General features: G+C 37.9%; 22 protein-coding genes and 1 riboswitch. Of the genes, 17 read left to right on the top strand and 5 right to left on the bottom strand.

What is annotated here, in order from left to right; all coding sequences use genetic code 11:
- Positions 1-138: 138 nt before the first annotated feature.
- Entirely contained in the window at positions 139-726 is a 588-nt protein-coding gene (locus MKX69_RS10035) for a hypothetical protein (RefSeq protein WP_002307249.1), read from the bottom strand.
- 174 nt (positions 727-900) lie between these two features.
- On the opposite strand from MKX69_RS10035, the gene MKX69_RS10030 reads away from it, so the two are divergent.
- The 5 genes from MKX69_RS10030 (at position 901) to MKX69_RS10010 (ending at position 5,673) form a co-directional block, all read left to right on the top strand.
- Entirely contained in the window at positions 901-2,223 is a 1,323-nt protein-coding gene (locus MKX69_RS10030; protein WP_002319648.1) for an APC family permease, read from the top strand.
- Between the two features lie 154 nt (positions 2,224-2,377).
- Positions 2,378-3,154, top strand: a complete 777-nt coding sequence (locus MKX69_RS10025; RefSeq protein WP_002294001.1) for a TatD family hydrolase — start codon at positions 2,378-2,380, stop codon at positions 3,152-3,154.
- Positions 3,147-3,716, top strand: coding sequence for a ribonuclease M5 (gene rnmV, locus MKX69_RS10020; protein WP_002339751.1), 570 nt, complete (start codon positions 3,147-3,149; stop codon positions 3,714-3,716). The genes MKX69_RS10025 and rnmV overlap by 8 nt, the downstream gene beginning before the upstream one ends.
- Positions 3,709-4,593 carry a 16S rRNA (adenine(1518)-N(6)/adenine(1519)-N(6))-dimethyltransferase RsmA gene (rsmA, locus tag MKX69_RS10015; RefSeq protein ID WP_002339752.1) on the top strand — a complete coding sequence of 295 codons (885 nt, stop codon included), beginning with the start codon at positions 3,709-3,711 and terminating at the stop codon, positions 4,591-4,593. Before rnmV ends, rsmA begins: the two co-directional genes overlap by 8 nt.
- 450 nt (positions 4,594-5,043) lie before the next feature.
- Positions 5,044-5,673 (top strand): hypothetical protein, encoded by a 630-nt coding sequence (locus MKX69_RS10010; RefSeq protein ID WP_002319013.1) that lies wholly within the window; start codon positions 5,044-5,046, stop codon positions 5,671-5,673.
- Positions 5,674-5,795: 122 nt separating this feature from the next.
- Here the strand turns inward: MKX69_RS10010 and MKX69_RS10005 are convergent, their stop codons facing one another.
- The gene (locus MKX69_RS10005) at positions 5,796-6,905 is read right to left on the bottom strand and encodes an ABC transporter ATP-binding protein (RefSeq protein ID WP_002289507.1); all 1,110 of its coding nucleotides are present in this window, start codon (positions 6,903-6,905) and stop codon (positions 5,796-5,798) included.
- 208 nt (positions 6,906-7,113) lie between these two features.
- Between MKX69_RS10005 and mgsA the strand changes: the two genes are divergently transcribed.
- Together mgsA and MKX69_RS09995 are read left to right on the top strand one after the other, a co-directional pair.
- A complete protein-coding gene (mgsA, locus tag MKX69_RS10000) occupies positions 7,114-7,536 on the top strand; it encodes a methylglyoxal synthase (RefSeq protein WP_002319014.1) in 423 nt (140 codons plus the stop codon).
- Positions 7,537-7,722: 186 nt separating this feature from the next.
- Positions 7,723-7,821, top strand: a riboswitch (THF riboswitch).
- 37 nt (positions 7,822-7,858) lie between these two features.
- A complete protein-coding gene (locus MKX69_RS09995) occupies positions 7,859-8,395 on the top strand; it encodes a folate family ECF transporter S component (protein ID WP_002289509.1) in 537 nt (178 codons plus the stop codon).
- Positions 8,396-8,434: 39 nt separating this feature from the next.
- On the opposite strand, the gene MKX69_RS09990 is transcribed toward MKX69_RS09995, so the two are convergent.
- Together MKX69_RS09990 and MKX69_RS09985 are read right to left on the bottom strand one after the other, a co-directional pair.
- Positions 8,435-10,198, bottom strand: a complete 1,764-nt coding sequence (locus MKX69_RS09990; RefSeq protein WP_341010031.1) for an ABC transporter ATP-binding protein — start codon at positions 10,196-10,198, stop codon at positions 8,435-8,437.
- 2 nt (positions 10,199-10,200) lie between these two features.
- A complete protein-coding gene (locus MKX69_RS09985) occupies positions 10,201-11,916 on the bottom strand; it encodes an ABC transporter ATP-binding protein (protein ID WP_002319016.1) in 1,716 nt (571 codons plus the stop codon).
- A 251-nt stretch (positions 11,917-12,167) separates the two neighbouring features.
- Between MKX69_RS09985 and MKX69_RS09980 the strand changes: the two genes are divergently transcribed.
- Positions 12,168-13,127 (top strand): IS30 family transposase, encoded by a 960-nt coding sequence (locus MKX69_RS09980; RefSeq protein ID WP_000222573.1) that lies wholly within the window; start codon positions 12,168-12,170, stop codon positions 13,125-13,127.
- 632 nt (positions 13,128-13,759) lie between these two features.
- Here the strand turns inward: MKX69_RS09980 and MKX69_RS09975 are convergent.
- On the bottom strand, positions 13,760-13,984 hold the full coding sequence (locus MKX69_RS09975) for a hypothetical protein (protein WP_341010027.1): 225 nt from the start codon (positions 13,982-13,984) through the stop codon (positions 13,760-13,762).
- 190 nt (positions 13,985-14,174) lie between these two features.
- Between MKX69_RS09975 and MKX69_RS09970 the strand changes: the two genes are divergently transcribed.
- The 9 genes from MKX69_RS09970 to galU all read left to right on the top strand — a co-directional run bounded on the left by MKX69_RS09970 (position 14,175) and on the right by galU (position 24,197).
- Positions 14,175-16,952 (top strand): sigma 54-interacting transcriptional regulator, encoded by a 2,778-nt coding sequence (locus MKX69_RS09970; protein ID WP_179189817.1) that lies wholly within the window; start codon positions 14,175-14,177, stop codon positions 16,950-16,952.
- Between the two features lie 80 nt (positions 16,953-17,032).
- A complete protein-coding gene (locus MKX69_RS09965) occupies positions 17,033-17,452 on the top strand; it encodes a PTS sugar transporter subunit IIA (RefSeq protein ID WP_002319018.1) in 420 nt (139 codons plus the stop codon).
- Between the two features lie 11 nt (positions 17,453-17,463).
- Positions 17,464-17,934: a PTS sugar transporter subunit IIB gene (locus tag MKX69_RS09960; protein ID WP_002287114.1), complete on the top strand. Its 471-nt coding sequence runs from the start codon at positions 17,464-17,466 to the stop codon at positions 17,932-17,934.
- A 16-nt stretch (positions 17,935-17,950) separates the two neighbouring features.
- Positions 17,951-18,730, top strand: a complete 780-nt coding sequence (locus tag MKX69_RS09955) for a PTS mannose/fructose/sorbose/N-acetylgalactosamine transporter subunit IIC (RefSeq protein ID WP_002299096.1) — start codon at positions 17,951-17,953, stop codon at positions 18,728-18,730.
- Positions 18,717-19,538 carry a PTS system mannose/fructose/sorbose family transporter subunit IID gene (locus tag MKX69_RS09950; RefSeq protein WP_002339755.1) on the top strand — a complete coding sequence of 274 codons (822 nt, stop codon included), beginning with the start codon at positions 18,717-18,719 and terminating at the stop codon, positions 19,536-19,538. Before MKX69_RS09955 ends, MKX69_RS09950 begins: the two co-directional genes overlap by 14 nt.
- A gap of 16 nt (positions 19,539-19,554) precedes the next feature.
- Positions 19,555-20,604: an SIS domain-containing protein gene (locus tag MKX69_RS09945; RefSeq protein ID WP_341010022.1), complete on the top strand. Its 1,050-nt coding sequence runs from the start codon at positions 19,555-19,557 to the stop codon at positions 20,602-20,604.
- A 12-nt stretch (positions 20,605-20,616) separates the two neighbouring features.
- Positions 20,617-21,621 carry an SIS domain-containing protein gene (locus tag MKX69_RS09940; protein ID WP_002287119.1) on the top strand — a complete coding sequence of 335 codons (1,005 nt, stop codon included), beginning with the start codon at positions 20,617-20,619 and terminating at the stop codon, positions 21,619-21,621.
- Between the two features lie 632 nt (positions 21,622-22,253).
- Positions 22,254-23,273, top strand: coding sequence for an NAD(P)H-dependent glycerol-3-phosphate dehydrogenase (locus MKX69_RS09935; RefSeq protein ID WP_002287121.1), 1,020 nt, complete (start codon positions 22,254-22,256; stop codon positions 23,271-23,273).
- A 42-nt stretch (positions 23,274-23,315) separates the two neighbouring features.
- Complete coding sequence (gene galU / locus MKX69_RS09930) at positions 23,316-24,197, top strand: UTP--glucose-1-phosphate uridylyltransferase GalU (protein ID WP_002287122.1); 882 nt, start codon at positions 23,316-23,318, stop codon at positions 24,195-24,197.
- Positions 24,198-24,487 lie beyond the last annotated feature (290 nt).

The raw sequence follows: 24,487 nt of genomic DNA, 5'->3' as shown, positions 1-24,487 counted from the left end.
TTGATGTGTTAATTCTAAGTTCTATCACTTTATGTTCAATTAGTTTGTGTTCTTATATGTGTGATTGAAAATATAGATAAAAAAACAATCATCGGTTTTGACTTTGATGATTGTTTTCTTTATTTTGTAAAAATCCTATCACTTGATTTTATGGTAACCTTTTATTTTTGTCTTCAAACGGCTTGGTAAGAGAGCAGTAAGCAGTGCAAATGGGATCGAAAAGACATACCAGAAAATCGTACGTCCGATACCATAATGTTGATAGAGCTTTGTCAACATCACGTGTAACAAGATCAACCCTAAAAGCAAGGAGCCAGCTATAAACCAATGATTATCCCAATGCATGACTTCACTAAGTGCCATCACTCCAAAAGGATAGAAATAAAAATAGATCCCAACTAAGGTCATCCGCCAGTTCTTTGTAAATGTTCCGATATTCAATAAAAAGAAAATCGCTGAAAGCAAAATACCGATAGGCGGAAAAAGCCCAACCAAAAAGGAATACAACATCCCCCACAAGATCATCACAGGACCTTTGATCAATGCAACGATTGCGATGAACACAGTCAGCAATATTAGTTTTTGTGATAACGTTGCAACAGTCATTAATCCAAATAAAATTAATGTGAACCAATGCCAACGGGACTGCTGTTGTTCTTTACGGGAAAAATCGACCCGGTTGGATAAATAATCTGCTAATTTCGGATAAGAACGCTTAAAATCCATAAACTGTTCCTCCTTCGTGGAAAAGGTAGGTTTAGTATACGAAAAATAAAAAAGAAATACATCCGTCTTAAGAGGGAGTTTTTCACTGAAAGTGGAGAAAAAAGAATGGTAAATTAAAATATTCTCAGTTATACTGAAAATTATACCAAATTTCAAAGAAGAAAGAGGATGGGAATGAAAGGCAAACTAAAACGAGAAATCAATCTGTTTGGCGCATTAGCTACCGTTATGGGAACCGTGATCGGTGCAGGCGTCTTCTTCAAAACTGCTGCTGTTACTGCTAGTACTCAGTCTACAAGTTTGACATTGCTAGCTTGGCTTTTGGGTGGTTTCTTAACGATCTGTGCTGGATTGACAGTGGCTGAATTAGCTACAGCAATCCCGGAAACTGGTGGAGCTGTAAAATATATTGAAGCTGCGTATGGAAAATTGCCCAGCTTTTTATTAGGATGGGCGCAAAGCTTGATTTACTTTCCTGCTAATATTGCTGCATTATCGATTATCTTTGCGACACAATTGACGAACTTATTACAATTATCTACCGATTATCTTTTGTTGATTGCAGTGATCACCGCTGTTTCTGTGACAGGGTTGAATTTGTTAGGGACAAAAGTCGGTGCTTCTGTACAATCAGTGACGTTGATTGTTAAATTAATACCAATTGCTGTGATTGTCATATGGGGATTATTGACCCCAGGACAAGGAACTGTCCAGTTATTTCCAATCGAAGCTGGAAAAGATGTTACTTTTGTCGAAGGATTGAGCAGTGCGTTGTTAGCAACGTTGTTTGCTTATGACGGCTGGTTAGGTGTCGGTGCAATGGCAGGGGAAATGAAACGGCCGGAAAAAGATTTGCCTAAAGCAATTATTCTTGGTTTGAGTTTTGTAACAGTCGTTTATTTATTGATCAATTTTGTTTTTTTGAAAACTTTGCCGATTGATCATCTTGCCGGTAATTTGAATGCAGCTTCTGAAGCATCAGACGTAATTTTTGGGGGAATCGGTGGAAAGCTGGTCACTATTGGGATCTTGATCTCGGTATACGGTGCATTGAACGGTTATACACTAACTGGGATCCGTGTGCCTTATGCGATGGCTTTAGAAGACGAGCTACCTTTCAGTAAACAGCTGACAAAGCTTTCAAAGAAGTTTACGGTTCCTTATGTTCCTGCGATTTTCCAGTTAGCAGTAGCTTGTATTATGATGAGCCTTGGTTCTTTCGACTTTTTAACAGACATGTTGATTTTTGTGATGTGGCTATTCAGTTTACTGATTTTTATCGGTGTCTTTATTTTAAGAAAAAAAGCGCCGGAATTGCCACGTCCATATAAAGTACCACTTTATCCAATCGTTCCGATTATTGCGATTCTCGGCGCTATTTTCATTTTAGGTATGACGATGATGACGCAAACGAAATTAGCATTGATCGGTATAGGTGTTACCTTGATAGGTATCCCAGTCTATTATCAAAAAAAGAAAAAACGCTCAGAAGAGTAAAATATTTCAACAACAGACAGAAAAAGTACGAACTAGGTCCTCTAGATCTTCGTGCTTTTTCTATTTCAATAAAACAAGTTCTTCTATTTTGATTTTTGCTACTTCTGCAAGTAGTGCTTATGTGCTAAAGTAAGAATGAAAAGGAGAGATAAACATGATATTTGATTCTCATACCCATTTAAATGCTGAACAGTTCAATGAAGATATTCCAGAAACGATTCAGCGAGCACAAGAAATGGGGGTAACGAAAATGGCGGTCGTGGGCTTCGATACGCCAACGATTGAAAAGTCTTTGCAATTAAGCCATGACTATCCAAATATATACAGTATTATCGGCTGGCATCCGACAGAGGCTGGCAGTTATACGAAAGAAATCGAAAATAAATTACAAGAACAATTGACTTTACCAAAGGTTGTAGCATTAGGGGAAATTGGCTTGGATTATCATTGGATGGAAGACCCGAAAGAAGTCCAAGATAAAGTATTTCGTAGACAGATTGCTATCGCAAAAGAAATGAACCTACCAATCAGTATTCATACTAGAGAAGCACTTGAAGACACGTATCAAATTCTAAAAGAAGAAGATGTTCGAGATATCGGTGGAATCATGCATAGTTTCAGTGGTGATTATGAATGGGCAAAACGATTTCTTGACTTAGGGATGCATATTTCATTTAGCGGTGTCGTCACTTTCAAAAAAGCATTAGACGTCCAAGAGGCTGCAGCAAATGTACCAATCGAACGATTACTTGTGGAAACAGATGCCCCTTATCTGGCACCAGTTCCTTTTAGAGGAAAGCGGAATGAACCAGGCTATACTCGTTATACAGTAGAAAAGATTGCTGAACTTAGGAATCTTCCGACAGAAGAAGTGGCTGCCCAAACATGGACAAATGCGCACCGATTATTTGGTCTAAGCGAACATGGATAAGATGAAGATCCAAGAGATTATAGTCGTTGAAGGAAAAGACGATACAAGAAGGCTGCGGGAAGTAGTTGATGCAGATACGATAGAAACAATAGGGTCTGCAATCAATGAAGAGATCCTGATGCAAATTGAACATGCCCAAGAGACTCGTGGGGTGATCGTTTTTACCGATCCTGATTTTTCAGGAGAAAAAATAAGAAAAATCATTATGGAAGCTGTTCCTCAGGCAAAACATGCTTTTTTGCCGCGCACACAAGCTAAACCAAAGAAAAAGGGAAGCCTTGGTGTCGAGCATGCAAGTGATGCTGCTATTTTAGAAGCATTGAAAAAGGTCGTGACGCCAAACATTTCCCAAACGGCTGTTTCTGAAATCACTAGACAAGACCTTTTAGACTATGGTTTAATAGCTGGGGCACAAGCAAAAGAAAAACGAGAAAAACTAGGTGACGAGTTGCGCATCGGTTACACGAACGGCAAACAATTGGAAAAACGTTTGAAGATGTTTCGTATTACGCCGAAAGAACTCGCCCAAGCAATGAAAATAGTGGAGGAACAACATGAGTGAATATCGTGAAATTGCGACACCCTCTAGAACAAAAGAGATTTTATTGAAACATGGTTTTTCATTTAAAAAAAGTTTAGGACAAAATTTTCTGACTGAACCAAATATTTTAAGGAAAATCGTAGAAACTGCGCAAATAGATGAACATACGAACGTGATCGAAGTTGGACCAGGAATCGGTGCATTGACGGAACAATTAGCCAAGCATGCAAAACAAGTCGTAGCATTTGAGATCGATGATCGTTTGATCCCTGTATTGGCTGATACGATGCAACCCTATGACAATGTGACTATTGTACATCAAGATATTTTAAAGACCGATTTGTCAACAGCTGTTAGAGAAACATTTCATGAGGAGCTTCCGTTAAAAGTCGTAGCGAATTTACCTTACTATATTACGACACCGATCATGATGCATTTTCTTGAATCAAATTTGGTTGTGGATGAACTAGTCGTCATGATGCAAAAAGAAGTAGCTGATCGTATCTCTGCTGAACCAGGAACGAAAGCTTATGGTTCATTATCGATTGCTGTTCAATATTATATGGAAGCCAGTTTAGCATTCATCGTACCAAAAACAGTATTTGTCCCTCAGCCAAATGTAGATTCAGCGATTTTGAAACTGACAAGAAGAGATATACCGGCAGTCGAAGTGACAGATGAAAAAGCATTTTTCCGATTGACAAAAGCGGCATTTCAGCAAAGAAGAAAAACGCTTTGGAATAACTTGCAGCATTCTTATGGCAAAGATGACCAGACAAAAGCATGGTTAGCAAAAAGCTTGGAAACAGCTGGAATCGATCCAAAACGTCGTGGGGAGACTTTGTCATTACAAGAATTCGCCGCATTAAGCAATGCGATGTCAGAAAATATGCAGTAAAAAAAGAGGTTATGACAGAAGTTGTGAAAAAGCTGTCCTGCATCAAGTAATAAGAACAGCCAAACAAAAATAGTTCCTCATGTTTTTCGTTTGTTTGGGCTTATTACCGCAGATGCAAGCTTTTGAACACCGTTTAAGAAAGAGGTTGTGGGCCTGCCGTTTAACTCTAAGTCACAAGGAACAATTTCAAAAAACAGCTTCTCATGTTTTTGAGTTAGTTGGTCTTATTACTTGATGCAAGCTTTTGACCACTATTATGCTGAACAAGGAGATGTGACACAAATTTTGTCACATCTCCTATTTTTGTTTCTTGATCAAAAAATTCTTATACTTGATACTCACACTCATTTTGTATGGATTTAGAAAAGAATATGTGTCTTGACAGTTATTAGTAAGTGAGTTATACTAAGTCGACATTTATGTGTCAAGACATATTAGGAGAGAGAAAAAATGAGAAAAAATTCAGTTCGAAAACTAACGATTTCTGCTTTATTGATTGGGATGGGGGTCATTATCCCAATGGTCATGCCTAAAATCATGATTCCACCAGCTTCCTTTACTTTGGCGTCTCATGTGCCATTATTTATTGCGATGTTTTTTACACCAGGAGTTGCAGTGGCTGTTGCGCTAGGTACGACATTTGGTTTCTTTTTAACAACGCCGGTTATCATCGCATTGCGAGCATTGTCACATCTTGTGTTTGCGTTGATTGGGGCTTGGTACTTGCAAAAGCATCCGAGTATCGTTTTAAAAAATGGACAGTTTACTTTTGCTAATTGGCGTTTCCAAGGGTTCAATTTTGTGATCGGTGTGGTTCATTCTTTAGCAGAAATGCTAGTAGTCAGCATCTTTTACTTTATTGGTAATATGCCTGAAACATATTATTCTCAAGGATATTTTTATACAGTATTCATCTTGATGGGGATTGGTGGGCTCATCCACAGTTTAGTTGATTATAATATTGCTTATTTTATAGCAGGAACACTCAGCAAATATTTTGATATCCCCGTATTTACGGCAGCAAAAAAAGAAAATCGGAAAGAGTCGATTCAAGGGTACGCGAAGAAAACGACATATTAGACATGATCTCTCAAAAAAAAACTCTCATCTAGTAATGGATAATAAATCCTCTAAGATGAGAGTTTTTTGTCCTAAAAAGAGCTGCACCAACATCTTCTGGCACAGCTCTAACAGGGGGCAATTTATGGAAGTTTGATGACTTGTTCTGTTTCTTTATCAAAGAAGTGGCCCTTGCTGATGTTGAAGGCAAGGTCGACTATTTCGCCTGGTTTATGGAAATCTCTTGCATCTACTTTTGAGATGAACTCAGTAGAACCAGTTTTTGTGTAAAGCATCGTTTCAGCTCCAAGTAATTCGGAAACGACAACTTCTGATTTGACTACGGCTTCAGGTGAAGCTTCAAGGGCTACTTGTTCACTGTGGATGTCTTCTGGACGAATACCGAAGATAACTTCTTTTCCTTCATAACCTTTTTCAACTAATACTTTGTTTTTCCCTTCAGGAATACGAAGCTTAAGCCCATGTCCATCTGTGATAACACCATTTTTCAATGTCACATTAAAGAAGTTCATGGCAGGAGATCCAATAAAGCCGGCAACGAACATATTGACGGGTGTATCATAAACTTCTTTCGGTGTACCGATTTGTTGGATAAATCCGTCTTTCATGATAACGATTCGGTCAGCCATAGTCATCGCTTCTGTCTGATCGTGAGTAACATAGATGGTCGTTGTTTCAAGACGCTGGTGAAGTTTGGCAATCTCAGCACGCATGGCTACACGTAATTTAGCATCTAAATTTGATAATGGCTCATCCATTAAGAAGACTTTTGCATCCCGAACGATTGCCCGTCCCAATGCCACACGTTGGCGTTGTCCACCAGATAAAGCAGCTGGTTTTCGTTTCAAGTATTCTGTCAGACCTAAGATCTCTGCTGCATTGTCCACACGTTTTTTGATGTCTGCTTTATCATATTTACGTAATTTCAAGCCAAAAGCCATATTATCAAAAACAGTCATATGAGGATACAATGCGTAGTTTTGGAAAACCATGGCAATATCACGGTCTTTAGGTGCCACGTCATTCATGACTTTTCCGCCGATATTTAGTTCTCCTTCAGAGATATCTTCCAGTCCCGCGATCATTCGCAAAGTAGTTGACTTTCCACAGCCGGAAGGACCAACAAAAACGATAAATTCACGGTCTTTGATTGATAGATTAAAATCAGTTACAGAATAATTTTCTGCATTGTCATATTTTTTATATACGTTTTTCAGAGCCATTTCTACCATAATACGTTCCACACTTTCTTTTTTAGTTTTATTAACTATTTAAAGTATAAATGAAAGCGTTAACTAACCGCAATGTCATGTTGAACAAGAATTTTTTCTTTTTTTTGTCAATGTGCTAGTTTTAAGCTTTAATAAATATCCATAAGAAATAAAAACTGATACACTGGAGTAAATAAGTATGTTAACAATATCAAAAGGAGTGTCTATTATGAAAATCGCTTTGATCGCTCATGACCGAAAAAAAACTATGATGGTGAAATTAGCAACAGCGTATAAAACAATATTGGAAAAACATGAACTTTTTGCTACCGGGACGACTGGGCAGAGGATCACGGAAGCAACCGGCTTGCCGATCCATCGGTTTAAATCCGGACCGTTAGGCGGGGATCAGCAAATTGGAGCCATGATTTCGGAGGATCAGTTAGATTTGGTGATTTTTCTTCGAGACCCGCTGGCTGCACAGCCCCATGAACCAGATGTAACAGCACTTATCCGTTTATCTGATGTCTATGAGATTCCGTTAGCTACGAATATCGGAACAGCTGAGGTGCTACTAAGAGGACTGGAAGCCGGCTTCCTAGATTTTCGAAGAATCGTCCATGAAATAGACAAGCGTCCACTTTCATTTTGATGGATAAGCGTATGGAAAAATAACGTTTAATGTTCGCCTATATGTAGCTATAAAAGCTAAACAAACTGATAATATGCGATATAATACGAACGTATTGGATAATATAAACAATAATATTAGTTTTTCGTATTTGCAGTAAATGTGAAAATATGCTATAGTTTCTGTGGGAAAAGATCCCAAAAATAATACAGAGTAGAAAATAAAGCGTTAAGTGCTAAGAGGATGGGATGTTGCCTCTTGGACGAAGGACGTAATGTTCGCGGTTTTATTTTCGCATTCGCTGCATGATACGATGTAGCAGCTCTTAAAGGAGATGCTAAAAATGAAGAAACACCGGTTAGACGCACGTATGATTGCTATTATGGGCTTATTGATTGCATTGATGGTCACTTTGTCCCGACTGGTAGCAATCGAGACCCCATTTATTAAAATCAGTGTCACATTTATTCCACAAGTGATCATGGGCATTCTTTTTGGTCCTTTTTGGTCAGGGATAGGCGCAGTTTTAGCTGATTTAGTAGGAATGGCCCTCTTCTCGAAATCTGCATTCTTTATTGGATTTACATTGAATGCATTTATTGAAGGAGCAATCTACGGATTCTTTTTCTATCGAAAAGAGATCACTTGGAAAAATGCCATTCTGGCTACGCTTAGTGTCACGCTGATCATCAACTTATTTTTGACACCATTATGGCTTGCGTTGATGTACCATGTGCCATTGTTCAGTTGGGTCGTTTGGGCGCCCCGCCTGTTAAAAACAGTAATATGGTTACCGATTCAATCAATTGCCATTTATTACGTAGGACGTAGTATTCCTTACAAAAAAATTTTAAGAAGTTTAGCGATCCACGCTAAATAAAAAACAAGCAGTCTTCCCATCCCAGAAGACTGCTTGTTTTTATTGTGCTGTGAATTGTGCTTGATAGAGCCGTCGGTAATAACCATCTTTTTGAAGCAGCTCATCATGGGTGCCCATTTCGACAATAGCTCCCTGATCCATCACTAATATCTGGTCCGCATTTTTGATTGTGGACAGGCGATGGGCAATCACAAAACTGGTTTTTCCTTCCATCATTGCTAAGAAGGCTTGTTGGATTTTTTTCTCTGTCAATGTATCGACTGAGCTGGTAGCTTCATCTAAGATCAACATAGGGGGATTACTGATCATCGTTCGAGCAATCGTCAACAGTTGGCGTTGTCCATCTGATATCTTTAACCCTTGACCGCCAATCTTAGTATCTAATTTTTCCGGCAAACGTTCTACAAATTCATACATGTAAGAGGCTTTTAGGGCATCATTGATTTCTGCGTCACTTGCTTCCGGATTCCCAAAACGAAGATTTTCTCGCAATGTACTGTCAAATAGCCAAGTATCTTGTAACACCATTCCAAAACTTTTACGTAATGTATCACGTTGGATAGAGCGGATGTCATGGTCATCGACTGTAATTGTTCCTTTTGTTGTGTCATAAAAACGCATCAGCAAATTAACAAGTGTGGATTTTCCGGCCCCTGTTTTTCCTACTATAGCAATGGTTTGACCTGGATAAGCAGTAAAATTGAAATCTTCGATCAAACGCTGTTTGGGGTCATAAGAAAAAGAAACATGATCAAAAGAGACTTTTCCTTTGATATGTTTGGGTTCCAAGGCATAGGCATCTGGCAAATCAGGCTTTTCTTCTGGCTGATCGATCAAATCAAATGCTCGTTCTAGACCAGAAAAAGCGGTTTGCAGTTGTGTCGTGATTCCAGAAAGTTCGATAAATGGTTTAGAAAACTGACTTGAGTAGATCGTAAAGCTGGAAATCACACCAACAGTGATTGACGAACCACTCTTCAATGCCAATAGGCCGCCAACTAAACCAATCGATAAATAAGCAAGGTGATCTACAAAACGAGAAGACGGGTTTGTCAAGGAAGAAGAAAATTGTGCCCGTTGTCCTTTTTCATATAGATCAGCATTTAGCAGTTCAAATTGCTGTTGACTAGCTTCTTCTTGCTGAAAAGCTTTCACGATTTTCTGGTTACCGATTCGTTCGGTCACAAAGCCCGAGATATCCCCAATAATCCTTTGCTGTCTATCGAAATTTGTTTGTGAAGCACGAGCAACGATCCAACTCACAAGGAAAATAATTGGTGTAGAACAAAGAACGACCAATGTCAGAAGTGGACTTAGACGCATCATAAAAATAAACGAAAGAATGATGATTGCCACTCCAGAAAATAATTGATTGAAGGCCGCAGAAATTGCAATGGAAATATTGTCCATATCATTTGTAAATCGACTGACGATATTTCCGTGGGAGTTTTGATCATAATAACGAAGTGGCAATCGATTCAGATGAGCAAATGCATCTTTTCTTAATTTTGCAACGGATAAGTAAGCTAACCGATTGCTTAACACTTGGATGAGCCATTGACTGACTACGTTGATTAAAACGATACCACCGTATAGAATAAGTAAATGGAACAGTCGATTGAAGCGGACCTGTCCTTCTCCAATCATTTGATCGATACTTTGACCAATTTGTAACGTCATCACAACTGTTGCAATCCCATTGATGATTCCTAGTAGCACAGCTAGCCAAATGTCTTTTGCATAGGCAGTAAGGTAAGGAATGAATCGGCGGAGCGTCTGCAAGGATAATTTTTTTACTTTCATAACTATTCTTCCTCCTGTGATGCGACGATTTCCTGATATTCTGCTGATTGAGCAAGTAATTCTTCATGGGTACCCTGAGCAGCAATCTTACCTTGATCCATCACTAAGATATGATGTGCTTCTTGAATAGAGCGGACACGTTGGGAGATAATAATCACTGTACTGCCAAGATAAGTCTGTAGCGCCTTACGCAAATCCAAGTCTGTTTGATAATCCAACGCACTTAAAGAGTCATCTAAAATCAGTAATGCTGGCTTGGCAATCAAAGCTCTTGCAATCGTCAGTCGCTGTTTTTGTCCGCCAGAGAAATTTTTCCCATTTTCCATGACTTTTGTATCTAAACCATTTGGAAGCTGACGGACAAATTCTTCTGCCTGAGCGATTTTCAGAGCTTCCCAACATTCTTTTTCTGTGGCGTCTTTCTTACCCCATTGAAGGTTTTCACGAATAGTCCCGGTAAATAGTACAGAAGTTTGGGGAACAAGAGCAATTTGCTGACGGAGATGATCCAGCTGCCAAGAACGAACATCCATTCCGTCCATTATGACTGTACCGGAACTGACATCATAGAAACGCGGAATCAATTGTGTCAAAGTCGTTTTCCCGCTTCCGGTTGGACCAATGATTCCAAGGACTGTATTTCGCTTCAGCTGAAATGTAATATTTTGGAGAGAAAGACCAGAATCAGGAGTATAACGGAAGTCAACATGGTCAAAAGCGATAATTGCTTCAGAAGAAAAATCGGGAGTAGTACTGACCTCAGCTTCAAGAATCGAATTTTCTGTGTCTAGCACCTCTTTCACCCGATTTCCTGAAGCTTCGGCACGTGTGAAGATCACGACGAGGTTTGAAACAACGATCAGTGCCAAAAGCATTTGATTCATATAATTGATCAAAGCAAGAACTTGTCCTTGTTGCAAGCTACCAATATTTACTTTGATCCCGCCAACTGTCAGCAAACAGATGATCCCGATATTCATGATCAAGGTTGTAGCAGGTGATAATAGGGCAGAGATATTGGAAACACGTAAATAATTGTTCGCTAGATCATTTGTGCTTTTATCGAACTTCTCTGTTTCTTTTTTTGTCTGCGCAAATGCGCGGATGACACGAACACCGCTAAGATTCTGACTAACGTGTTCATTGAGCTGATCTAGTTTTTCTTGCACTTTTTGGTAGAGAGGAACGGTTTTTTTGATGATAAAAAATAAAATGATTGAGAAAATAGGCAATAATGCTAAGAAAAACAGACCTACTTCCCAGTCGATCACAAAAGCCATGACCACTGACCCGATACTTAAAAACGGTGCTCTGATCAATAAACGAATGACCATTGCTAAAGCTAGCTGAAGCTGATTGATGTCGTTTGTCATTCGGGTGATCAAGGTATCTGTTCCAAAATGATTCAACTCGTTGTGAGAGAAAGTATTGATTTTTTTGATTAGCTGATTACGTAACTCTGTACCAAATCCTTGTGAAGCTACTGAAGCATAGTATTGGCAAATGATAGCACAAATCAGACCAATCACAGACATAGCGACCATCCATAAGCCCATTTCAATGATTTTTCCTCGGTCATTCATTTTTAGTCCATTATCGATCAAGGAAGCCATCATTAAAGGCAGGACAAGTTCGAAGACAGCTTCAAGAAATTTGAAGAACGGGCCCAAAATGATTTGCTTACGATAGTCTTTTGCATAACGTAATAACTGAATCATATGATTCCTCCTATTATTTATTTGTCCACAATTGAAAAAACAAGTACTACCACATTGTAGCTTAGGAAATTTAGAATGAAAAGAGAACAAGCCTTTTCATAAATGAAAGTTTTATTATGAAGAAGCTTTAGAAATTGAATAGACTATTTTTTTTAAAACGCCGATTGTAAAATTAAGCTAGACAACTAAAAAAGTCATTTGTGCTACACTCAAAATAGTTCCGTCCAAAGAATTATAAGGAGTGAGTACAAATGACCTATACCCATCTTACAACGGATGAACTTGTAATGATAGAGTCTTATTTCAAAATAAATCAATCTGTTGCGAAAACTGCGCATTGCTTGAATCGTTCAAGACAAACGATCCATAAAGTATACCTGTTCTTCAAGCAAGGAAAATCAGCCTTAGAGTACTATCAACAGTATAAGAAAAACAAATCAAACTGTGGTAGACGCCCGCTTGTTTTACCTGAGGAACAATCAGAATATATTCAAAGAAAGGTTGTTCAAGGATGGACACCCGATGTGATTGTTGGTCGTGCAGCGTTTCCTATTCGTTGTTCTGCTCGTACCATTTATCGTATGTTCAAAAAGGGGCTATTTAATCCTTCTGACTTACCGATGAAAGGCAAGCGTAAACCAAATGGACATCAAGAAAGACGTGGAAAACAAGCTTTCCGTCGCTCTATTCATGAACGTGAAAAAGATTATAGCCAATTCTCAAATGAGTTTGGTCACCTTGAAGGTGACACTATCGTAGGTTTGAAACATAAAAGTGCTGTAATTACCTTAGTTGAGCGATTATCAAAAGTTATCATCACATTGAAACCGTGTGGTAGACAAGCGATTGATATTGAAAACAAATTAAATCATTGGTTTGAATCTGTACCGAAAAATCTATTCAAATCCATCACTTTTGATTGTGGAAAGGAATTTTCAAATTGGAAACAGATCAGTAATGCCAATGATATTGCCATTTATTTCGCTGATCCAGGAACGCCGTCTCAAAGAGGCCTAAACGAGAATTCTAACGGATTGTTACGTAGAGATGGTTTATTGAAATCTATGGATTTCAATTCAGTAGATGAATCTTTTATTCAATCTGTCGCATCGAAACGAAATAATATTCCTAGAAAATCACTGAATTATCGAACACCTTTGGAAGTATTTTTGAGTTACGTAAGTATTGATGATTTGTCTAACTTAATTTGACAATTAAGAAAAAAAAGAAAATGAGAAAACATGCCAGTCTCTTCATTCATAGGAACGTCTATTTTACTTAATTTTTCTATAAATGAATTCTGCATAAAAAATATATCAAGTAAATGTTTATAGACGAAACTCTATTTACTTTTTTTTTAATTTGTTCTTGCAATCTTTTTTGCTACGTAATTTTTGTAAAAAAGTGGGTTGAGAGAAATCTAATTGATTTTCAAAGAAGGAGTATGAAAATGAGAAAAATATTTATTCGTTTATTGTGGGTACTATCTTAGAGGAATAAATAATAGTGGAGAAAACTATGGTTTGGCGCAGATTCTATCAGGTTTGATGGAACGAAGACAACCTCCCGACATCAAGTCAAAAGCTACTTGAGATTTTGATCTGAAAATAAAAAAAGAAAACAAGGTAGGAACATCAATGTTTCTACCTTGTTTTCGTAATCAATGGGAAAAAACTAAGAGTGGTGTACGTAATCAATAAAAAGGATGGTGACAACAGTACCTCTTTACTCTCTGAAAGCATCATAACTCGTTTTTCCTCATTATGCCAATAAATTGTTGTTATACCACATATAAGGATTTGCAATAGCTAAAAACAGACAGGAAAGTTGAAATCTGTGAATCTTATTTTGTATGGAAGGATTTATAGAACGCAAAAATCAAGATAAAGATGAATAAAAATCCTGTTTCGGCTATATATTGCGTATCTACGCCAATAAAACGAGTTTGTTCTGTCATAGCCATATAAAGCAAAGGCAAAAATACAACTACAGCGAGATAAGATCCGATGATTTCTAGAAAAGTTTTCCAGGAAGTATGTTTCCTGTTTTTATATTTATCCGATTTCATTGAATAGTCATAGCCTCCTTATTCTTTCATATGTTGAAATTCCAGTATAAAAACTGGAAGGAACTGTACGTTTTTTAGAATAAAAATTATAAGGGATAAGTAGGCTGCTGTCTATAATAAGATATATTTTTCAATTCTTTATTAAAGATTTTATTGACAAAATGAATCCGTTTTCTATGATGGAGAAGGGGTGAATAAGTTGTTGAAGAAGGAAATTTTATGTTACTTAGAGAACCAGACAGCCTTTTTCGATTTAGAACATATGAACGAGGTCTTTACAGCACAAAGGTTAGCTGATCATTTTGGGGTAAAAAGAAACACAGTCAGTCATTATTTGAACCAGTTAAATGATGAGCAACTACTAGTCAAAATCAATTCTCGACCAGTGATTTATTTCCACAAAGAAGCTTTTGAAAAACAATTTTTTAAGTTACGCACGAATTTTTATTTTTCTATCGATGATCTCAAAGAGGAACAGCCTTTTTTCGCGCAACCAAAAGACTTATTCTCTTTTATGATCGGATACGACGCCAGTTTGAAAGAAAGTATCGAACAAATCAAAACAGCTCTTTACTATCCAGATGGCGGATTACCACTTTTGATTACAGGCGAAAGTGGCACAGGTAAAAGTTATTTAGTTAATTTGGTCTATCAGTATTGTCTGCTTCATGATCTGCTAGAAGATTCTGCACCATTCATCACTTTTAATTGTGCACAATATGCAGATAATCCTGAACTTTTGACTAGCAATTTGTTTGGACATGTTAAGGGAGCGTACACTGGTGCAGAAGAAAATAAAAAAGGGGCTTTTGAAGCAGCAGATGGTGGGATCTTGTTTTTAGACGAGGTACATCGCTTAACACCAGAAGGTCAGGAAAAACTGTTCACCTATCTTGATCAAGGTGTGATTTATCGTATGGGAGAACCTAATTTGTCACGCCGGATCAAAACACGTCTCTTTTTTGCTACGACTGAAGAGATTACTAGTCATTTCTTAACAACTTTCATTCGAAGAATACCTATCCGAATCGAACTACCTGCACTTAATCAGCGTAGTCGTAATGAACGGCTAGAACTGATTTACTCTTTTTTTCTCGAAGAACAAAGAAAAATGGGGAGCCCTTTGTCAGTCAGTGGACCAGCTTTGTCACTTTTAACAAGTCAGAAATTATCCGGAAACATAGGAGAGCTGAAAAATATCGTCAAAGTTTCAGCAGCAAAAGCATATGCTGAACAGCGTGAACAGCCTGAAATCCATGTCACGATCCATCATTTGCAAAAAGAACTACTTGCGCAGCCTATTACTAAAAATACAGCACAGCAAGGAATCTATATTACGCAAGACCAGACCTTAGAGCAATTAATGGAGAAGCAACAGCCCGAACAGCAGCGAATCGTTAAAAGTTTTGAGCAAATCCTACTTGATTTCAAGAAAAATAACTGTCTGCTATATTCTTGCGAAGGAAAATTAAAGCAAGAAGTGATTCAATTATTTGATTTTTTGCTGTTTGAGACCAGTAGACAAGAAAAACACGAGCTGCTGGTTTATTGGACACAATCTATCCGAGAGACCTTTCGACAAATGGAAACTGCCTATCAAATCAAATTCGATGGAAACAGTGTCTATGCCTTGAGTTACTATCTCTATCAGCGAAGCACTATCAAATGGTTACCGGAAGAACATGATATTATCCAACTAATCAAAGAATTAGAACAACAAGTTTCTCAGTCTTATCCATCTAGTTATCACTATGTCCAACGAATTCTGGAATTAAGTAAGATCAAATTAGATATTGAAGACACAAGTATGGATCGGATTTTACTGACGATCTATCTAAAAAAAGCGAAATGGTCAAAAGAAAAACGACTGCCAAAAGCGATGATTGCTGCTCACGGTTATGCAACTGCTAGCAGTATGGCAAATGTAGTAAATCGTTTATTACAAGAGGATCTATTTGAATCATTTGATATGCCACTAGATGTCACACCACAGCAGATTGCTTCAGAAATCCTTGATTATTGCGAAAACAGCGATGTTTCAAATGGATTGATCATATTAGTAGACATGGGATCTCTGAAAGAAATCCATCAGTTTTTTAAAAAACAGTTATCCGTACCGCTTTTGATTTTGAATAATGTGACGACACCTTTAGCAATCACAGTAGGGGAATGCCTGCAAAAAAATGTATCATTAGAAGAGATAGCAGAAGAGACTGTTCGACAGATCCAGCCAGAATGGCGACTGCTCTATCCAGAGGAAAACAAACCCAAAGCACTCATTACTACTTGCTTCACTGGAATCGGTACGGCGGTCCACTTAAGTGAACTGCTAGAAAAAAGCTTACCTACGGCTTGTCAGTTGAAAATCATCCCATATGAATATCAGCAATTAAAAGATAAGAAAAACAGTGACCCATTATTTTCCATATACGAAGTCGTAGGAATGATTGGCACCACAGATCCTGATATCACCAATATCGAATATCTTTCATTAGAAGACCTCATCTCGGGGGAAAAGATGTCTGTACTAGCTGAATGGTTGGACACTACTATGAATGCTTCAGAGAAGGAAATATTCAATCAGCGCATCATTCGTAATTTTTCATTGGAAAAAGTACTGGATTCCGTGACTATTCTAGATACAGAGAAGGTGATGGGAGAAATCGATCATTTTATGAGAGAATTAGAGGTGCAGTTGAATCGAAGCATCAGCAATCCCAAAAAATTAGCGTTGTATGTCCATGTGAGCTGTCTCATTGAACGATTGATCCGACAAATGCCAATCGAAACCTATCAAGGATTAGAGAAATGGAAGCAGTGTCAAAAAGAAGGGTTATCTGCTATTAAATCTGCGTTTAGTGTCATTGAAGAGCATTATAGTGTCATGATCCCCAATTCTGAGATTGCCTATATCTATGATATTTTGAGTGAAGATACAGAGTTTCTCTCGATAGAAGAAGAATTTTGAACATAAGCAAGTTGTTGCCACTAATTTTGGCATGCAACTTGCTTTTTTAGTATGTGTAAGTGAAAAGAGGAGATGAAAAAGTGGATAGAGAAATTATCTTAGCTTCCCATGGAAAATTTGCTTCAGGGATATTAGATTCATTAGAGCTGATCTATGGGAAAAATCATTCTATTACTGTATTGGATTGCTATACTGATGAGAATTTTGATTTAGCGGAAACAGTAAGGCAGCTTTTTATGAGGTACAAAGATAAAGAAATCATTGTTCTGACGGATCTTTTTGGCGGAAGTGTCAACAACGAATTCTTACAATATATCAATCAGGATCATGTCTATCTCGTTGCCGGATTGAATTTGCCACTCTTGATTGAGCTAGTATCTCAGTTGGACGCTGAAGTAGAGACAACTGTTTTGATCCAGCAGGTGCTAACTGATTCAAAAAAAATGATCCAGTTTTGTAACGAGCGGCTCAATCAGAAAATAGAAGAAGACGAATTTTAGGAGGAAGAAAAATGATTGTATTGACAAGAGTCGACCATCGGTTATTACACGGACAAGTAGCTTTTTCATGGACACAAACAATAGGTGCAGACTGTATTTTGATTGCTAATGATGATGTACCTACGAATGAGATACGAAAGACAACGATCAAATTAGCCAAGCCACAAGGAGTCAAACTAGTGATCAAATCAATTGATGACTCGATTGCCGCGTTGAAAAGCGGGGTGACAGATAAATATAAGTTATTCATCGTAGTGGAATCGATCGAGGATGCATATAAGCTGGCAGAAGCGTATCCAGAAATCAAAACCATCAACTTAGGAGGGATCAAGGCAAAACCTGGTACTCGCAGCATCGGAAAAGCGGTAAATATTTTACCAGAAGAGGAGGAACGCTTGAAACGATTAATTGACAAACAAATAGAAGTAGAAATCCGTCAAGTACCAGCAGATAAAAAAGTGGATGTAAGAGAAGTTTTGTAAGAAAGGAAGAACCTCAATGATTGTACAAGCAGTCTTATTAGGAATTGTTGCATTTGTCGCACAATCAGAATATGCACTAGGGACATCGTTGCTTTCTCGTCCGATTGTGACGGGGCTGTTTACAGGAATCGTGTTAGGTGATGTAAAAACTGGGATCATTATGGGCGCAACTTTAGAGTTAGCATTTATCGGATCGTTCTCAGTAGGTGCTTCGATTCCACCTGATGTTGTGACCGGTGGGATTTTAGGGACGGCTTTTGCTATTACAGCTGGAGCCGGTACAGAAACCGCGCTTTTACTAGGTTTGCCGATTGCTACGTTGACATTGATATTGAAAAATATTTACTTAGGGCTTTTGATTCCAATTATGAACCATAAAGCAGACAGTTATGCAGAAGAAGGAAATTATAAAGGAGTCGAGCATATGCACTTGCTTGCCGGTATCGGTCTTTCCTTGATGCTTGGTGTTGTGGTAATGGTTTCTTATATGGTGGGAAGCAATACGATCGGAAATCTATTAAATATGATTCCTGACTTCGTTCAAAAGGGGTTGTCAGTAGCTACAGGGTTGATTCCAGCTCTTGGTTTTGCGATGCTTGCTCGTTTGCTGATCAACAAACAAGTTGCACCATATTTTTTCTTAGGTTTTGCTATAGCTTCTTACTTAGAGATTCCTGTGACCGGAGTAGCTATTTTTGGTGCGATTTTAGCAGTTGTGGTAGTCAATATTATGAATGTCCGTCAACTACCACTTCAAACAACTGCAGGGGAGGTAGAAGAAGATGAAGAATTCTGAGATCAAAAACAGCAAAATAACGAAAAAAGAGCTAAATCACGTATTTTGGCGTTCTTTTCAAATGGAGTTTTCTTGGAATTATGAACGTCAGATGAATATGGCTTATGTTTATGCAATGATTCCGATTTTGAAAAAGTTATATCAGTCGAAAGAAGAAATGGCAGCAGCTTTGAAACGGCATCTAGAGTTTTTTAACACGACCCCACATATCGTTACACTGATTTTAGGAATCACGGCTGCAATGGAGGAAGAAAATAAGGATGATCCTGAATTTGATGTGACTGCGATCGATAGTATCAAAACATCTTTGATGGGGCCTCTTGCAGGGTTAGGAGATTCTTTCTTTTGGGGAACTTTGCGATTGATTGCCACAGGTGTGGGTACCTCTTTAGCCATGCAAGAAAATATTTTAGGCCCTATCTTGTTCATTTTGATTTTCAATATTCCGCACATTCTGTTTCGCTATCTAGCAACAGGTTGGGGATATCGCTTAGGAACGGGTTTTTTGAAAAAGATCCAGGCAAACGGTATGATGGAAAGTTTGACATTAGGCGCGTCTATTATTGGACTGATGGTCGTTGGAGCAATGACTGCCACGATGATCACCATCAATATTCCTTTAAAAATCGGTTCAGGAGAAAATGCTGTGACTGTTCAAAGTATTTTTGATGATATCGTTCCAAATATCTTATGTCTTGGAGCATTTGGCATAGTGTTTTATCTATTGAAGAAAGAAGTGAAACCATTAACGATCTTGATCGGACTAGCTTTCTTTGGAATTTTTGGTTCGTGGATAGGGATTTTTTAAAAAAGGAGCAGAGAAAATGTTTACGATACAAGATTATATCTATGAAGAAAAGGAAGTACTAAGTACGATCTTGAAAAAGAATGATTTTTCGACAAGAGAACATATGAAAAAAACAGTGAATTTACTGATCTTAGCAACGGGTTCATCTTATAACGCTTGTTTAGCAGCGAAGCCAGCATTGGAATCTTATGGTGATCTTACTGTCGATATTCAAGAACCTTTTTATTTTTCCCATTATGGAAAACTTTCTCCTTCAATCGATACTGTGATTGCTGTGTCACAAAGCGGGAAAAGTGCTTCTACTGTTGAAGCAGTAAAAATGATACAAAAACAAGGGTTACCTGTTGTTGCTATCACAAATGACGTGCAAAGTCCACTTGCTTTAGAAGCTGCACAAATTATTGATTTAGGTGCCGGGGTAGAATCAGTAGGCTTCGTTACAAAAGGCTATTCTGCGACTGTTTTACAGTTACTACTCTTAGGGATAGGAATTGGAATAAGTAAAAATAAAATCAGCAAAAAAATAGAACAAGACTACATGCAACATTTGCGCAAAATAATCAACCATTTACCAGCGATTATTCAAAAAACGGAAGAATTTTTTGATGGATATCAAAGTTTATTTCGTTTAGCACAGCGTTTCGTCACCATTGGATATGGTCCAAACTGGGGAACAGCTAAAGAAGCAGAGACGAAATTGACTGAAACAATCCGCGTTCCGTTACAAGGATTTGAGTTAGAAGCTTATATGCACGGCCCATACCTGGAGGCAGATGCTTCGCATTTGCTATTCTTTATTGAAGGGGAAAGTGTAAATAAGGAACGTTCGCAAAAGTTGCAAAGATATATGAGTCGGTACGTTGGAGAGACTCTCACCATTACCACAAAAAAAGCAAGAAACGAGAAAACACTTGGATTAGCAATAGAATGTGATGAATATCTGTCTGTATTAGCGCTTGTCGTTCCGTTTCAACTATTCGCTTATAAAACCGCAGTAGCTAAAGGTATTGACTTGAACAAAAAGATTTTTGAAGACTTTGATACAGTCTTGAAAAGTAAATTATAAGAGGTGGAAATCATGCTGAAATTCAATGAAGAAGAACAAATCAAAGCAATAAAAGGCGCACTAGCTTTACGTCCGCAAGTAGAAGAAATCATCGATAAACTTTATGCGGAAAAATTTGACGCTGTCTATTATCTAGGAATCGGTGGAACGTATGCTTCCTCGATGCAAGCTGTCACTTATATGAATGGGAAAAGCAACTTGCCTGTCTTTGTACAGCATGCTGCAGAATATTACACTACTGGAAACAAAAGATTAACAAAAGATTCTATCGTTATTTTGTCCTCTGTTACCGGTACAACTCAAGAAGTAGTGAAAGCAGTAGAACAAATCAAGAAAGTAGGAGCGACACTGATTGGATTTATCGATAAAGCGAACAGTAAGTTGTCTCAGCTATGCGATTTTGTGGTCACTTATCCAGCTCCTGGAACAGAACAAATCAAATTTTTTATGGCAGCAGATCGATTGATGTATTTGAATGGAGAATTCGAAGCTTATTCAGAATACTATGAACAGCTCGAACGTTATTTACCAACAGGGTTAGTGGAAGCAGAGAAAAAAGCAGATGCATTTGGCTTATCATTTGCAGAAAAACATCGACGTGATAGTATGCATTATTTTATTGGAGCAGGGAATCAATGGGGAGCTGTTTATTCATATGCCATGTGTTACTGGGAAGAACAAAGCTGGCTTCCATCGAAATCTATCCATGCTGCCGAGTTTCTTCACGGGACGTTAGAGATCGTAGAAGAAACAACCCCAGTCACATTATTTTTAGGCGAAGATGAACAGAGAGTGTTATCTGAACGTGTGGCTAAACTTTTGCCAAAAATTTGCAGCAATTATACATTGATAGACACAAAAGACTATCCAGTAGAAGGTATCAGTGAAAAATATCGCGGACGTGTTTTGTCTTTCTTATTGATGCATGTAGTGACACAACGCATCGATGCTCATGTGGAGCAGTTGAACTGCCATCCATTAGAGATACGCCGCTACTATCGTCAGTTTGATTATTAGGATAGACTGGATAAAAAGAATATAAAAAATAAAGAGAGCAGCGATAACTGCTCCCTTTATTTTTTTAAAATATTGGCATCAATTACGTTATAAAACACATTTTTTGCATTATCTACAGTTCAACTTATAATCTGTTTAATGGGACATGTGGGTGCCAACCATTTTTTGTTATGCAATAGTACTATTTTGTTGTTGCATGGATCCGTAGTAAAAGTCCAAGTACAACGAGTTGCGCCAGTTTACATAGCGTTTTGTATCCAGAATGTTGACTAAAACAAAAGTTCCTATGTCAACCGTAAACAGAGACAATCTGTCCGTTGCAGGACCTGACAGATTTAGAAATGTTCAATCTGTCTCTTATGTATTTTAAATCAATACTCACTAGGAGAAGTTTCCTAACCTCCTAATAGTAATGCTGGTAGTAACATTGTCAAAACTGCTTCCTCTTAGGAACAAGCAAAGCATAACGAGTGTAAAAATAAAATGTAGACTATTGTAACATATCATTGATTATTTCAAGTAAAAACGATAAAAGAAGTAAACAAACACTTAAAAACAATGGAAATTAGTCCCAACTTTAAGAAATGTATACTATAATGGAAATTATCAATTATTTATTTGGAGGAATATCCATGAAACAAAAAATCGCAGTTCTTGGTCCTGGATCTTGGGGCACTGCTTTAGCACAAACATTGGCAGAAAACGGGCATGATGTCCGTATTTGGGGAAATGTACCTGAACAGATTGATGAAATCAATAAGTATCATACAAATCAGCATTTTTTACCTGATTTGACGATCCCAGAATCGATTATCGGATATAAAGAATTGGCAGAAGCAGTGGATAACGCAGATGCTATTTTATTTGTTGTTCCAACAAAAGCGATTCGTTCAGTCGCACAGGAACTTATTGGTAAAATGAATACTAAGCCAATCATTATACATGCAAGTAAAGGACTAGAACAAGATACGCATAAACGAATCTCAGAAGTTTTGGCTGAAGAAATTCCAGAAGAAAAAAGACAGGCAATTGTTGTATTATCTGGTCCTAGCCATGCTGAGGAAGTGGCAGTACATGATATCACAACAATTACAGCTGCAAGTATTGATCAAAAAGCAGCAGCCTATGTACAAAAACTGTTCATGAATGATTATTTCAGGATTTATACAAATAATGATGTGATTGGCGTAGAAACTGGTGCAGCATTGAAAAATATCATTGCAATTGGTGCCGGCGCTATCCATGGATTAGGATTCGGAGATGATGCAAAAGCAGCAATCATGACTCGAGGATTGGCAGAAATCAGCCGTCTTGGTGTCGCGATGGGTGCCAATCCTCTGACATTTATCGGTTTGAGTGGTGTGGGGGACTTGATCGTTACTTGTACAAGTGTTCATTCTCGCAATTGGCGTGCCGGTAACTTGTTAGGACAGGGACATAAGCTGGAAGAAGTTCTAGAAAACATGGGAATGGTCGTTGAGGGTGTGGCAACGACAAAAGCAGCAGTAGAGCTAGCTCAACAGCTAGGTGTTGAGATGCCAATTACTCAAACAATCTATAATGTTTTGTATAATGGAGAAGATATCAAAAAAGCAGCAAAAGAAATCATGTTACGTGACGGAAAAATGGAGAATGAATTTTCTCTTCGTTAAATAGATGAGCAATAGTTAATCGTCGTTTAGGAGGAACAGTAAGTGAAGGTCAAAAAAGCAGTCATTCCTGCCGCTGGGCTAGGAACACGTTTTTTGCCGGCAACAAAAGCCATGGCAAAAGAAATGCTTCCAATCGTGGATAAACCAACGATCCAGTTTATTGTGGAAGAAGCATTGGATTCGGGAATCGAAGATATCTTGATCGTAACGGGAAAAGAAAAAAGACCCATTGAAGATCACTTTGATGCAAATATCGAATTGGAAAACAATTTGCGGGAAAAGGAAAAAACAGAATTACTCGCTTTAGTTGAAGAAACGACTCAAGTCAATCTTCACTTCATCCGTCAATCTCATCCAAGAGGACTGGGGGATGCCGTGCTTCAAGCAAAAGCATTTATAGGAAATGAACCGTTTGTCGTCATGCTGGGGGATGATTTGATGAAAGATGATATCCCATTGACTCAACAATTGATGATGGATTATGAAGAAACACAAGCTTCCGCTGTTGCCGTCATGCGTGTACCAGAAAATGAAACATCTAAATACGGAATTATTGATCCTAAAACAGATAGCGAAAAAGGTCGTTGCAGAGTAAAAGGGTTTGTAGAAAAACCTGAAATGGGAAAAGCACCAAGTAATTTAGCCATTATCGGACGTTATCTACTGACTCCTAAAATATTTGAGATATTAGAAACTCAAGAACCAGGAGCAGGAAACGAGATACAGCTAACGGATGCACTTCAGACTCTTAACCAGACAGAGGCGGTCTATGCGAGAGAGTTTAAAGGAAAAAGATACGACGTAGGCGATAAGTTAGGATATATGAAGACAAATATTGAATATGGACTTCAACATTCGGAAATTGGGACTTCATTAAGTGCATATATTATCCAGTTGAGTAAAAAGCTAAGAACAGAAAGTTAACTGGAAATAAGTGGCCTGCTGAGAATGAAAGGCTATTTGTTATTAAAGCGGCAGCTTGTGCGTCATTTGCGCAACTGTCGTTTTAGTTTTTTGACTCTAGATCAGTTGAGTCGTGGAAAACGAAAGATAGAAAAAGACTTTCGTGAATAGATTCAGAAAATATTCTGCTAATGGTTTAATTTTTTTTTAAGTTGTATAAAAGAAAATGATTACATAAGAGAAATGAAAGCCAAGCCAGAAGATTCATAGTAGAATAAAAAGGCGAATTTTTTAATTATAAAAAAAGGTGT

This window comes from Enterococcus sp. FSL R5-0957, assembly GCF_038008005.1.
In the GTDB taxonomy this organism is placed as follows: Bacteria; Bacillota; Bacilli; order Lactobacillales; family Enterococcaceae; genus Enterococcus_B; species Enterococcus_B faecium.
Note: the sequence above shows the minus strand (reverse complement) of the source record. Positions and strands in the feature narration are given on the sequence as shown.

Excerpts from the sequence above, each read along its gene's own strand:
- MKX69_RS10035 (WP_002307249.1), bottom strand. The coding sequence starts at position 726 with ATGGATTTTAAGCGTTCTTATCCGAAATTAGCAGATTATTTATCCAAC.
- MKX69_RS10030 (WP_002319648.1), top strand. The coding sequence starts at position 901 with ATGAAAGGCAAACTAAAACGAGAAATCAATCTGTTTGGCGCATTAGCT.
- MKX69_RS10025 (WP_002294001.1), top strand. The coding sequence starts at position 2,378 with ATGATATTTGATTCTCATACCCATTTAAATGCTGAACAGTTCAATGAA.
- rnmV (WP_002339751.1), top strand. The coding sequence starts at position 3,147 with ATGGATAAGATGAAGATCCAAGAGATTATAGTCGTTGAAGGAAAAGAC.
- rsmA (WP_002339752.1), top strand. The coding sequence starts at position 3,709 with ATGAGTGAATATCGTGAAATTGCGACACCCTCTAGAACAAAAGAGATT.
- MKX69_RS10010 (WP_002319013.1), top strand. The coding sequence starts at position 5,044 with ATGAGAAAAAATTCAGTTCGAAAACTAACGATTTCTGCTTTATTGATT.
- MKX69_RS10005 (WP_002289507.1), bottom strand. The coding sequence starts at position 6,905 with ATGGTAGAAATGGCTCTGAAAAACGTATATAAAAAATATGACAATGCA.
- mgsA (WP_002319014.1), top strand. The coding sequence starts at position 7,114 with ATGAAAATCGCTTTGATCGCTCATGACCGAAAAAAAACTATGATGGTG.
- MKX69_RS09995 (WP_002289509.1), top strand. The coding sequence starts at position 7,859 with ATGAAGAAACACCGGTTAGACGCACGTATGATTGCTATTATGGGCTTA.
- MKX69_RS09990 (WP_341010031.1), bottom strand. The coding sequence starts at position 10,198 with ATGAAAGTAAAAAAATTATCCTTGCAGACGCTCCGCCGATTCATTCCT.
- MKX69_RS09985 (WP_002319016.1), bottom strand. The coding sequence starts at position 11,916 with ATGATTCAGTTATTACGTTATGCAAAAGACTATCGTAAGCAAATCATT.
- MKX69_RS09980 (WP_000222573.1), top strand. The coding sequence starts at position 12,168 with ATGACCTATACCCATCTTACAACGGATGAACTTGTAATGATAGAGTCT.
- MKX69_RS09975 (WP_341010027.1), bottom strand. The coding sequence starts at position 13,984 with ATGAAATCGGATAAATATAAAAACAGGAAACATACTTCCTGGAAAACT.
- MKX69_RS09960 (WP_002287114.1), top strand. The coding sequence starts at position 17,464 with ATGATTGTATTGACAAGAGTCGACCATCGGTTATTACACGGACAAGTA.
- MKX69_RS09955 (WP_002299096.1), top strand. The coding sequence starts at position 17,951 with ATGATTGTACAAGCAGTCTTATTAGGAATTGTTGCATTTGTCGCACAA.
- MKX69_RS09950 (WP_002339755.1), top strand. The coding sequence starts at position 18,717 with ATGAAGAATTCTGAGATCAAAAACAGCAAAATAACGAAAAAAGAGCTA.
- MKX69_RS09945 (WP_341010022.1), top strand. The coding sequence starts at position 19,555 with ATGTTTACGATACAAGATTATATCTATGAAGAAAAGGAAGTACTAAGT.
- MKX69_RS09940 (WP_002287119.1), top strand. The coding sequence starts at position 20,617 with ATGCTGAAATTCAATGAAGAAGAACAAATCAAAGCAATAAAAGGCGCA.
- MKX69_RS09935 (WP_002287121.1), top strand. The coding sequence starts at position 22,254 with ATGAAACAAAAAATCGCAGTTCTTGGTCCTGGATCTTGGGGCACTGCT.